Annotated in this window: 11 protein-coding genes; 1 reads left to right on the top strand and 10 read right to left on the bottom strand. The window is 36.8% G+C overall.

Features of this window, described 5'->3' with window-relative positions:
* Positions 1–102: 102 nt before the first annotated feature.
* From ACZ2V4_RS06760 to ACZ2V4_RS06720, 9 genes are all read right to left on the bottom strand, one after another.
* Positions 103–798 carry a LutC/YkgG family protein gene (locus ACZ2V4_RS06760; protein WP_219493629.1) on the bottom strand — a complete coding sequence of 232 codons (696 nt, stop codon included), beginning with the start codon at positions 796–798 and terminating at the stop codon, positions 103–105.
* Positions 798–2,231 carry a LutB/LldF family L-lactate oxidation iron-sulfur protein gene (locus ACZ2V4_RS06755; RefSeq protein WP_219493627.1) on the bottom strand — a complete coding sequence of 478 codons (1,434 nt, stop codon included), beginning with the start codon at positions 2,229–2,231 and terminating at the stop codon, positions 798–800. Before ACZ2V4_RS06755 ends, ACZ2V4_RS06760 begins: the two co-directional genes overlap by 1 nt.
* Positions 2,228–2,965, bottom strand: a complete 738-nt coding sequence (locus ACZ2V4_RS06750; protein WP_219493625.1) for a (Fe-S)-binding protein — start codon at positions 2,963–2,965, stop codon at positions 2,228–2,230. The genes ACZ2V4_RS06755 and ACZ2V4_RS06750 overlap by 4 nt, the downstream gene beginning before the upstream one ends.
* A 118-nt stretch (positions 2,966–3,083) precedes the next feature.
* Positions 3,084–3,782, bottom strand: a complete 699-nt coding sequence (locus ACZ2V4_RS06745; protein WP_219493623.1) for a FadR/GntR family transcriptional regulator — start codon at positions 3,780–3,782, stop codon at positions 3,084–3,086.
* Positions 3,783–3,857: 75 nt separating this feature from the next.
* On the bottom strand, positions 3,858–5,537 hold the full coding sequence (locus ACZ2V4_RS06740; protein ID WP_305800109.1) for a glycoside hydrolase family 13 protein: 1,680 nt from the start codon (positions 5,535–5,537) through the stop codon (positions 3,858–3,860).
* A 6-nt stretch (positions 5,538–5,543) separates the two neighbouring features.
* Positions 5,544–6,593, bottom strand: a complete 1,050-nt coding sequence (locus tag ACZ2V4_RS06735) for a GTPase domain-containing protein (RefSeq protein WP_420494086.1) — start codon at positions 6,591–6,593, stop codon at positions 5,544–5,546.
* Between the two features lie 97 nt (positions 6,594–6,690).
* Positions 6,691–7,698, bottom strand: coding sequence for a FecCD family ABC transporter permease (locus tag ACZ2V4_RS06730; protein WP_241427468.1), 1,008 nt, complete (start codon positions 7,696–7,698; stop codon positions 6,691–6,693).
* A complete protein-coding gene (locus tag ACZ2V4_RS06725; RefSeq protein ID WP_219493620.1) occupies positions 7,695–8,690 on the bottom strand; it encodes a FecCD family ABC transporter permease in 996 nt (331 codons plus the stop codon). The genes ACZ2V4_RS06730 and ACZ2V4_RS06725 overlap by 4 nt, the downstream gene beginning before the upstream one ends.
* Complete coding sequence (locus ACZ2V4_RS06720; protein WP_219493619.1) at positions 8,683–9,504, bottom strand: ABC transporter ATP-binding protein; 822 nt, start codon at positions 9,502–9,504, stop codon at positions 8,683–8,685. The genes ACZ2V4_RS06725 and ACZ2V4_RS06720 overlap by 8 nt, the downstream gene beginning before the upstream one ends.
* Before the next feature lie 106 nt (positions 9,505–9,610).
* Between ACZ2V4_RS06720 and ACZ2V4_RS06715 the strand changes: the two genes are divergently transcribed.
* Positions 9,611–10,651 (top strand): NAD(P)/FAD-dependent oxidoreductase, encoded by a 1,041-nt coding sequence (locus ACZ2V4_RS06715; RefSeq protein WP_219494794.1) that lies wholly within the window; start codon positions 9,611–9,613, stop codon positions 10,649–10,651.
* A 91-nt stretch (positions 10,652–10,742) separates the two neighbouring features.
* On the opposite strand, the gene ACZ2V4_RS06710 is transcribed toward ACZ2V4_RS06715, so the two are convergent.
* Positions 10,743–11,576, bottom strand: a complete 834-nt coding sequence (locus ACZ2V4_RS06710; RefSeq protein ID WP_219493618.1) for a YitT family protein — start codon at positions 11,574–11,576, stop codon at positions 10,743–10,745.
* Positions 11,577–11,704 lie beyond the last annotated feature (128 nt).

The raw sequence follows: 11,704 nt of genomic DNA, 5'->3' as shown, positions 1-11,704 counted from the left end.
ACCTCCGTATAAATTCATTTTAATATGAATTCAACGAAAGTGTTTTTATTTTACTCCCATATCATGGGGTTAGCGCATATACAATAGCTGGTTTTTGTTAAACTATTTATCATCTACAACGATATACGTTGCTTTAATAGGTCCGTGAACACCAACAACAAGTTTCATTTCGATATCTGCTGAATTTGATGGTCCCGTGATCAAATTAATGCATGTAGGGAAGTTTTCTTGGTCTTCCATCATAGCATTCATCTGTTGCGCAGCTTGTGTAAACCTTGGCACAATTGTAGATTTAGGGACAATGGCTATATAAGTCGCAGGAAGTAAACTTACACTACGCCCTTTACCTTTATCCGCATATAATACAACCGTTCCACTCTCTGCAAGTGTTGCATCACTGAAAGTAATCCCGACATTCGCACGTTCTGCGACTTGTAAGTTCTCAGCACCTTTTGCTTCATCCCAGATAAAGGCATCATGCGCTTCTAAATCGATTCCAAAATCAGCGAAACGTTTGTCGTTCCATGCAATAACTTCCCCGTTGCCGTATTTATCAATAACTTGTTTCAATGTTTCATTAATATTATCTGTCGTCGTTTCAACGAGATCAGTATGAATGAAGTTACATTGCTGTCTTAAAACTTCTAATAGTTCGTCTTGCGTAAGACCTGTAAGCGTCTTATCTTGAGGACGATATTGCCATTCTGGACGTTCTACATGCTGCGGCATTTCACGCTGTAGATTTTTAGAGATGTTACTTAAGAATGAACCTTTATTATGAATTGTGCCTCTTTCCATTATTTCGCACCTCTTTTCAATCTTTTTTGCATCCAATCGCGGAAGTTTTCATCATCCGGCATTGGGAAATCACGAGAATTTGTCCATGCTTGTAAAGGCTTAGGACCTTTAGTAATCATACCTTTATCTTTGTTTTCAAACGGAGACATTAATGCTGGTGCTGCTTTAGTACCGTATTTAAATAAAGTTGAATGACTAGCTCCTTGTGCAAAACCTTTCATGACAAGACGTTCTGCAACTGGTGACATATGTTCTTCCTCAACAATAACACGTCTGTGTTCAAGCAATAAGTCATGTAACGGGATCTTAACAGGACATGCTTCAGTACAAGCACCACATAATGTAGAAGCATATGGTAATTCTTTGTACGTGTCATATCCACCAAGTAATGGCGATAATACCGCTCCAACTGGTCCTGGATAAATCGAACCATATGAATGACCACCTGTTTGACGATAAACAGGACAAACATTTACACAAGCAGCACAACGAATACATTGTAGAATAGATTGGAATTGCGTTCCTAAAATTTTAGAGCGTCCATTATCAACAATAATTAAATGGAACTCTTCCGGACCATCAATTTCATCTTCCGCACGTGGGCCTGTTAAAGTTGTCACATAACTTGTTAATTTTTGTCCTACAGCCGAACGCGTAAGCATTGATACTAATACTTCCAGTTCTTCATGTGTAGGAACTAAACGTTCCATACCCATAACTGTAATCTGAGTTTTAGGTAATGTTGTTACCATACGTGCGTTACCTTCATTTGTAACTAGGCTGAATGAACCACTTTCTGCAACACCGAAGTTACATCCTGTAATCCCGACATCAGCAGAAAGAAACTCTTCACGTAACTTTTGACGCGCAAATAACGCAAGTTCTTCCGGCTGACTTGATTTATCATATCCAAGTTTTTCTTTGAAGACCTTTTCGATTTGCTCTTTATTAAGATGAAGTGCAGGTACAACGATATGTGAAGGTGGATTATGATCATCGACTTGAAGAATATATTCTCCTAAGTCTGTCTCGATGACTTCACATCCTACCGCTTCCATCGCTTCATTCAGACCAATTTCTTCAGTTACCATTGATTTTGATTTTGCTACTTTTTTAGCATTTTTGTCACGTAGTACTTTTTGAACATATTGATTGGCTTCTTCTGCTGTTTCAGCGAAGAATACATGACCACCTTTAGCAGCGACATTCTCAGAAAGCATGTTTAAGTAATAGTCAAGGTTTGCAAGCGTATGTTGACGAATCTCTTCAGAATGGTCTCTCCACTCTTCCCAGTTTCCAAGGTCCTCTTGTGTTTTAAGCTTGCGTTCTCTTAATCTATCTTGCGCACTACTGACAGCACCACGCATAAATTCATCTTTAAGTTCAGTTTTAACTGCTTGCTTAAACGTTTCGTTACCTATTCTCATACTCATCGTGTAGTCACCGCCTCCACTTGGTTATTTAAGATTTCAATGATATGTACAGCTTTCACATCAACACCACGACGTCTTAATCTACCATCAATATTCATCAAACAACTGCAGTCTCCACCAACTAAATAATCCGCACCACTTTCAACGATGCAATCTACTTTTTCATCTACCATTTCACCTGAAACATCGCTCATTTTAACAGCAAATGTTCCACCGAAACCACAACAGTTATAGTAGTTAGGTAATTCAACAACTTCTAGTCCTTCTACTTCATTCAGAAGTTTAGCAGGCGCAGTCACATTCCCTAACAGGCGTGTCATATGGCATGATGGATGAATTGTAGCTACACCATCAAGCTTTGCGCCTACATTTGTAATACCTAGCACTTCTACAATGAACTGCGTAACTTCATACGTTTTATCTGCAAGTTCCTGTGCACGTGCTTGCCACTTTGCATCGTTTTTGAATAGATCCGGATAATGTTTAAACATCGTTACACATGATCCTGAAGGTGCAACGACAACTTCTGATTGCTCGAAAGCTTTAATCATATTCTTCGCAGCTTTCTTCGTTTCCTCGTGATACCCTGAGTTATAAGCAGGTTGTCCACAACATACTTGTGCTGCCGGGAAATCTACTTCACATCCCAGTTTCTCTAATAATTCTACTGTTGCAATACCCACACGTTTTTCGAATACATCTACTAAACATGTACTGAATAAGCTTACTTTCATAGTTATACCCCCAAATTTTTTTCAGTGTGCCCACAGCTGAAATTAACCAGTCATCATATGACTCGGTGACCAATAGTTCTATTCTATTGCAACGTTTTTCTAAAAGCAAGTGACAAAATTATATTTTATAATGCGCTATTAATACTTCTTCCACATCTTCCAGGTGTTTAAGCATTTTTTTCTCAGAAAGTTTTATATTTCTATTTTTTATAGCCAGAAAAATCTCTGTATGCTCATTAAAAAGCTTTTCAATTGATTTTTCTTCATTAAATAACCAAATCTGTCTCGTTTCTTTCATCACTGTCTTAATTTTATCTGATACTTCTACTAACATATGCTTTAACAATTTATTATTAGAAGCTTCTGCAATAGAAAGATGAAAGTTTAAGTCGCTTTCTTCGCCTATTTCCCTGTCATGCATTGCCTGTTCCATTTGTTTTAATGTATAGTGTATCGCTTCCAATTGCTGTTCGGATCTATGCATCGCAGCTGCTCTGACAGATCCAATTTCAAGCACTTTACGCACTTCAAGGAGATCCTTGATATCTTCCTTGTCATATAGCGCTATTTCAGGTGTAAATGCAGAGGTTTCAATCGCTTTAACAAATGTACCCTCACCATGCTTTATTTCCAACAGCCCAATCACACGCAATGCATTTAGCGCCTCACGAATAGAGGCCTGTCCAACACCGTATTCTTTAGACAAAGCTTGAATTGAAGGCAGCTTGTCTCCCCTACTATATTCTCCGTTTTTTATCTTCTCAGTAATTACTTCGGCAATCTCTTCGTATAATTTCTTGCGTTCTAATTTCCCCATATATATCCCTCGCTATTTTAATACCTTTATTATACCAAACTATAGAATATAAAAAATAACAGGTAACGCAATGCGTCACCTGTTTTCGATATGGTATATACGCGCCTCAAAAGGCTGAAAAGTAAATATGTCCTCAGATCTTTCTTCTTTCTGATAGTTATAGAGTACAAGGGATTCATCACTCATTTTAAGCGATTCATCTTTTTTCAACGTCACTTTGTCGTGACTCAAATTTCCAATGATTATAAACTGATCACCTTCATACGTTCTCGTATATGCAAATACTTTAGTATCTTCAGGGTAGATTAAATCAAATGTCCCATATGTTAATGTAAGATGTTTTTTCTTAAGCTGGATTAACTGCTTATAGAAATTTAAGATGGAATTTTCATCTTTCTCTTGTTTAAATACATTGATATCTTCAAAATTTGGATTTACTTTAAGCCATGGTGTTCCTTTCGTGAATCCCGCATTTTTCGTATCATCCCACTGCATCGGAGTTCTCGTATTGTCTCTTGAGATACGTCTTAGCATCTCAATCACTTCTTCTTTAGGTACACCTTTTTTGAGTTCTTGATTATAAATATTCTTTGCATGTACATCATCGAAATCTATAATATCTTCAAATGGGTAGTTCGTCATACCTATTTCTTGCCCTTGATATATAAATGGTGTTCCTTGCTGCAAGAAATATACAACAGCATGACTTGTAGAACTTTCATACCAATATTCTTCATCATCTCCCCATGTAGATGACACCCGTTGACGATCATGGTTCTCAATAAATAGCGCATTCCATCCTTTATCCTCAAGTCCTTTTTGCCAGCTATTCAGAACATCTTTATACCCTTTAATATCAAAGCTCTTACCTACGTTATGATCCCATAGATTTAAATGTTCAAATTGAAAGACCATATTGAATTTGCCGTTCTCTTCACCGACCCATTCTTCTGAGTCTTCAATCGTTACACCATTGGCTTCACCCACTGTCATAATGTCATATTTATCAAATGTATTTTCTTTAAGTTCCTGCAAGTACTCTTGAATACCTGGTTGATTCATATGTCCTTCGAAAGATTCTGCGTAGCCCAGCTTATCTGCTCCAGGCAAATCTCCCTTATCAAAACTTTTCTTAATATGACTAATCGCATCCACCCTGAATCCATCGATACCTTTGTCCAGCCACCAGTTCACCATATTATATATCGCTTGGCGCATGTTTTCATTTTCCCAGTTTAAATCTGGTTGCTTTCTGCTGAATACGTGCATGTAATATTGATTTGTCGTTGCATCGTACTCCCATGCTGATCCTTCAAATATACTAGCCCAGTTGTTAGGCTCTTTATCATCTTTGCCATCTTTCCATATGTACCAGTCACGAAATTCATTATCTTTACTCTTCTTCGCTTCTACAAACCAGCTGTGTTCGTCACTTGTATGATTAATGACAAGGTCTAGAATCAATTTCATGCCTCTTGCATGTACTTCATAAAGCAAGCGATCAAAGTCTTCCATTGTCCCGAAATCTCGCATAATCTCTTGATAATCACTAATATCATATCCATTATCATCATTAGGAGACTCAAATATCGGGCTCACCCATATGACATCGATACCTAGATCCTTTAAATAATCGAGCTTCTCCGTGATACCATTGATATCACCAATTCCATCACCATTAGAATCCTTAAAGCTTCTTGGATAGATTTGATAACAGACCGCTTCTTTCCACCATTTTCTAGTGCACAAAATGATAACCTCCTATTGTTGTTTATAAATTTTCTGTTCTTCAACAATCATGTCATCCGCAATCTGACGAATTTCATTCATATACTTACTGATAGCTTGTAATACCGGAAATGCATTGCTAATTCCAACTTCAAGCATAGATGTAACGACCATCGAAATCGGATTCACACTTTTTATTTTAAAGGAACTTCTTAAAAGCTGCACGATTTTAGTAAGCGCCATCGCTTTGCTCACCTTTTTATCCGAGTTTTGTTGTTCAAATTCATCAATTAATTCCTGAATTGTAATGCATTTTTGTGCATGTTCAATAATGTCTTCTTCCTGTATTTTAAAGTGCTCCATTATAGTGCGCTCTAATGATTTATAGTTCGCTTTCAAAAGGATAGTTTTAAAGCTTGGCGTAAACAATTTAGGAAAGGCGGATTGGGTCTTATAATTTAAATAACTTTCTTTATATTTATTGTCTTGATATCGACTAATAAATAACGCTTCTTCAGTCACAAAGATTTCGTCCAGCACGTATTTTAACGAATCAATACCCGTATGATCTACTACGCTTGTAAATGTATAAGATTGTTTTTTATGGATTATTTCTTTCATCATCACATTAAGTTCTACATCTTTATCACGAATTAACGCTTCTTTATTATCTTCACCTTGCACATCGATTAATGTATCCACTTTATTGTATATAAAAGTAATGTCTTTGCCTTGCTTCGCTAAATATTTAATTATTTCTATATCTACTGCTTTTATCTTACTCGAAAATACATATAGATAATGCTTTATATTTACATTCTGAATAATTTTTTTATATTTTTTTACCGTCATAACTTCCGTTCCAACACCTGGAAAATCAACAAGATAACCATAATCATTATAAGCATAAGCTTTAGTATCAAGCGTTGCATCAGTTTGAACAGATATATATGCTTTACTCTCACAAAGCAAGTTGATAAGCGCACTTTTTCCTGCATCAGGCTGTCCAATAACTCCTATCTTATCGTTTGACCTATTTCTCACAAAAGACGTATACGCACTTATTAATGGATGCTTATCCATCATACCCACTCCACTTCATTCTTTTAATATACATTCCCTTTTGCATAATATATTATGCATCAATATAATATTTTATACTATTGAATTAATGTGGGGGCTATAGATTTTTTCTCATCAAATAAAGAAAATATGGTGCTCCTATAATGCTTACGAGAATACCCGCCGGTATACCTGCAGGAGATATGAGAAGGCGTCCCACCATATCTGCAAAACTGAGTAATATTGCACCAATCACGATTGTCACCGGGATAAAACGTTCATGTCTTGCACCAACAAGTTGTCGTGCGATGTGGGGGCTTATCAAGCCTACAAATGCGATACTTCCACATACAGATACAGCACCTGCACATAATAAGACTGAAATAATCACCGCATTACGACGTTCTACTGATAAATTAACACCAACACCTGTCGCTACATGATCATGAGTATTCAATATATTCAGTACCGTTAATTTTTGCATAATATATGGCAGACAGATTAACAATATTACCCCTAGCATGATTACAAATGACCAACTGTCTCCCCAGATTTCCCCGCCAAGCCATTTCGATATAAACTCTACATCTTCTTTATTAAAAGTTGAAGTCAGCATCATCATCGCACCGCTAAGAGCAGTAGAAAGACCGATTCCTATAAGTATCATCTTTACCGGATTAATACCTGTTTCTTTATCATAGCTTAATTTAAGCACGACACCGATTGTAATCAAAGCGCCCATCATGCTAAAAAGAGGTAACACATAGATAAAGTTGCTACTATCTACAGGTATAAATATCATCAACAGCGCAATGAAGAAGCCACTCCCTGCATTGATTCCCATTATCCCAGGGTCCGCAAGAGGATTCTTCGTAATACTTTGCAAAATGGCACCGCTTAGAGCAAGTGCGACGCCTCCCATTATCGTAATGAGTAATCTCGGCAATCGAAACTCATAAAGAATCATAGTTTCTGTTTCATCACCAGCTCCAAATAATGTGCGTAAAAAAGTATTGGGGGCCATTTTAAAGTCGCCTGTTGTCATACTGATGATAATCACAATAAACAATAATATTATAAGTGCAATCATCACGAACCACTGTCTTGTTATCTTATTTATGTTCACATCGTCCCATCCCTTCTGACAAGATATATAAAGAATGGAACACCGATAATCGAGACAATCGCTCCAATAGGTGCCTCACCTGTCTGACGTGCAATAATATCCGCCCAAACTACGAAGATTCCACCGAGTATCGTTGTAAATGGCAATAACTTTCTATAATCAATACCTACAAGCATTCTAGCAATATGGGGAACCATTAACCCTACAAAAGCAAGGGATCCGACTAAAGCAACGGCCACACCTGCAAGTATCATCGTGAGCACTGAGAATAACACTCTCGTCTTTGATGTATTTACGCCTAATCCTGCAGCCATTTCATCTCCTACACTTAAAATTGTAAGCTGTCTACTGAAGATAAATAATAGCAACAGCGTAATCAGAATCACCGGTGCTGCATAAAATATATGTTGCCACGTTGTTCCTGTTACACCTCCGCTTGACCATAATAAATTGCTTTGGTTCGTCTTAAAATATATCGAAACTCCCTGTGCAAGTGCGGTCATCAATGTACTTACCGCTGCTCCCGCTAAAATAATTTTCATCGCGTTAAATCCTCCACGCTTTGAATTTCCCAGCATAAGTACAATTGTCCCACCGATAATCGCACCTATAAATCCTGATAACATAATCATTATAAAGTTTGCACCTGGTACTATCGCAAACATAATACTGATAAATAACAATGCCCCCGCATTCAGACCGATAAGTGCTGGATCTGCAAGTGGGTTTCTCGTTATTCCTTGCATTACTGCACCACTACAAGCAAGGCTCATTCCAACAAGCATCGCTGCAACTTCACGTGGCATTCGAATTTCGCGGATGATGTTATGGACCTCACTATTATTATAATGAAACACAGCTTGAACGACTTCGTAGAGGCTATAATTTTCTGAACCTAACATAAAAGAAAGTAACAACGTAATAACTAAAAAAATCATTGATAATAAAAGCCCTGAGTAAAAATAATTTTTGAAGAGGTAAGTTCTATTCATGATTTCGAGCTACGTCTTTCATATAATGTCTGCATAGTAAATCATAAGTCACAAGCATCGGTTTACCGTTACGCGGGTCATTAGATATCTCCGCATCAATATTAAATACTTTCGCCAATATATCTTTCGTCAGAACTTCTTCTGGCTTACCCTCTTTAATAATCTCACCTTCTCTCATTGCAATTAAATGATCAGAAAAGCGAATTGCCTGATTAATATCGTGAAGCACCATAACGATTGTGCATCCTTCTTCTCGATTCAATGTTTGTATAAGCTCCAGTATTTCAAGTTGATGTGAAATATCCAGATACGTTGTAGGTTCATCAAGAAAGATAATATCCGTCTTTTGTGCAAGCGCCATAGCAATCCATACGCGTTGTCTCTGCCCCCCTGACAAATCATTTACATTACGTGTTTTATAGTCCCATGTTCCAGTCACACGAAGTGCCCAGTCAATTTCCATCTTATCTTCAGCTGATAGACGTCCGAATCCTTTTTGATATGGGAACCTACCATAACTTACAAGTTCCTCTACACTTAGACCATCTGTTACATCGGGTGACTGAGGAAGTACTGCAATTTTCTTAGCAACTTCTTTAGTTGATTGCTCGTGAATACTTTTTCCATCAAGTATAATTTCACCTGTCTTCACGGATAATATACGCGATAAGCCTTTAAGTAATGTAGATTTACCACATCCATTTGGACCGATGATTGATGTGATCTTATGATCTGGAATGGAAATGTCCAATGATTTTACAATTTCTTTATCTCCGTAACTGATTGTTACTTTATTCCCTTGTAATCTGCTCATGATACCCAACTTTCTCTCTTATCATTAATTGATAATGATTATCAATATTGATATTTTAATGTATAATATTTATTATAGCAAGATTGAGCAGAAAGGAACTGAGAATATGAAAGATGTAACAATCATCGGCGGAGGCCCAGCTGGATTATATGCAAGTTTCTATGCAGGATTAAGAGGTCTAGATGCCCGAATAATTGAATATAATGATAAGCTTGGAGGCAAACTCAATCTCTATCCAGAAAAGATTGTATGGGATATCGGTGCCACAACACCTAAACCCGCAGCATTACTAATGACAGACTTAGTAACTCAAGGTAAAACCTTTCGTCCCGAAGTGAATCTCAACGAAAAGGTAATCAATATAAAAAAACACCACAGTCATTCATTTGAAGTGATCACTAATAAGCACTCTTATTTTTCTCGTAGTGTTATTATTGCAATTGGCTCAGGTATTATTAATCCGATAAAATTAGATATTCAAGATGCGGAAAGATTTGAAATCAATAATCTTCATTATGTCGTCCCTTCCCTCACAAGATTTAAAGATAAGGACATCTTGATATCTGGCGGAGGAAATACTGCAATTGACTGGGCGAGAGACATAGCACCTTATGCTAATAGTGTACACATCATTTGTCGCAAAGAAGATTTCAAAGGCCATGAAGAAATGGTCAATCAATTAGATCAGCTAGGTGTCATTAAGCTCAATAACCAATGGATACATTCTTTTAATGCTCAAGATGACTATATCACTTCTGCAGTCATCAAAAAACAAGATAATACTATTTATACTTTAGCTGTAGATGAAGTCATTATTAATCATGGTTTTCACATGGATTCCGAACTCCTTGATAAAAGCGATATCAATCTTCATCGTGCAGATAATTTTTATATTGCAGGTAATGCAGATGGCAGTACAAATATCGATGGTATTTATGCTATCGGTGATATATTGAAACACGATGCAAAAGTGAATTTAATCGCCGGTTGCTTTCACGATGCTGCAATAGCAGTCAACAAAATTAAATCATATATCGATCCATCTGCTGAACAGTATGGTGTCGTTTCAAGCCACAACCCCTTATTTGAAGAAGAAAATAAAAATATCAGAGATGCTTTCATTCATTCCGATACATCCTTAGGCTAAGAAATATCTCTTCTGTCAAAATAGATCATAATCACAGTAAAACCCGACTGTTGTGTTATTAACACATCAGCCGGGTTTTATATTTAGCGCATTAATCTTCTGTCATAAATCCGTTACCAAGTACATCACGTACATCATGTACGACTACGAATGCCTGCTCATCAATTTTTTTAATCATACGTTTCGTACGTGTTAACTGCAGCTTATTGATTACACAATAAAGTACATCTGTTTCTCTTTTAGAATAATAACCACGGCCATTCAAAATTGTAACACCTCGCCCGATATCTTCATCCAGCATCTTCGCTATCGGATCTGGGTTTTGAGAGATGATTGTAATGGCTTTCTTAGGGTTCAATCCTTCGATCATTACATCCATCGCCTTTGTGCCGATATATAAACTTAGCACAGTTAGTAACGCACGTTCTACCGAAATAACAGTTAGTGATAAAGCTACAACAATCAAATCAAAGAACAGTAGCGCATATGAAGTGTTTACATCCAGATATTTATGTGCAATTCTCGCTAAAATCGTAGTTCCTGCAGTTGTACCACCAACGAGAACAATCATTCCAATACCTACACCAATGAGAAACCCTCCAAAGATGGTACTTACAAGCACTTCTTTAAGATGAAGTTGTAACGGCTCTGTAAGCTTCAAAAATACAGAAAGCGAAATAATAGAAATAATCGTTAAAATCATCGAACGTTTAGATAAAAATTTAAATCCCACAATAAGCAAGACTACATTCATAATTAACGTCGTAATTGCGGGTGACCAACCAAACTTATAAAGGAAAATCAATGACATCCCAGTTACGCCGCCTTCACCCAAATTTGCAGGAATAATAAATACATTCACTGCAAGTGAGAAAATTAATGAACCTAATATAACGAAGAAAATCGATTTTGCTGAGATTTTCATATATATCCTCCTTTTTGTCATAATCACTGTTAATAAGCTTAACTAAAATTTAAGTCACTTTCAACAGTGATACAATAATTCTCTCCTTATAAAAACCCCAAACAGTAATAGAAGGAGAAATTTCCTCA

Source organism: Macrococcus sp. CoH-51_TC_04 (assembly GCF_058188655.1).
Note: the sequence above shows the minus strand (reverse complement) of the source record. Positions and strands in the feature narration are given on the sequence as shown.

Bases quoted from the DNA above. Each gene is read 5' to 3' on its own strand.
- ACZ2V4_RS06735 (WP_420494086.1), bottom strand. From the start codon at position 6,593: ATGGATAAGCATCCATTAATAAGTGCGTATACGTCTTTTGTGAGAAAT.
- ACZ2V4_RS06745 (WP_219493623.1), bottom strand. From the start codon at position 3,782: ATGGGGAAATTAGAACGCAAGAAATTATACGAAGAGATTGCCGAAGTA.
- ACZ2V4_RS06750 (WP_219493625.1), bottom strand. From the start codon at position 2,965: ATGAAAGTAAGCTTATTCAGTACATGTTTAGTAGATGTATTCGAAAAA.
- ACZ2V4_RS06720 (WP_219493619.1), bottom strand. From the start codon at position 9,504: ATGAGCAGATTACAAGGGAATAAAGTAACAATCAGTTACGGAGATAAA.
- ACZ2V4_RS06760 (WP_219493629.1), bottom strand. From the start codon at position 798: ATGGAAAGAGGCACAATTCATAATAAAGGTTCATTCTTAAGTAACATC.
- ACZ2V4_RS06755 (WP_219493627.1), bottom strand. From the start codon at position 2,231: ATGAGTATGAGAATAGGTAACGAAACGTTTAAGCAAGCAGTTAAAACT.
- ACZ2V4_RS06710 (WP_219493618.1), bottom strand. From the start codon at position 11,576: ATGAAAATCTCAGCAAAATCGATTTTCTTCGTTATATTAGGTTCATTA.
- ACZ2V4_RS06725 (WP_219493620.1), bottom strand. From the start codon at position 8,690: ATGAATAGAACTTACCTCTTCAAAAATTATTTTTACTCAGGGCTTTTA.
- ACZ2V4_RS06715 (WP_219494794.1), top strand. From the start codon at position 9,611: ATGAAAGATGTAACAATCATCGGCGGAGGCCCAGCTGGATTATATGCA.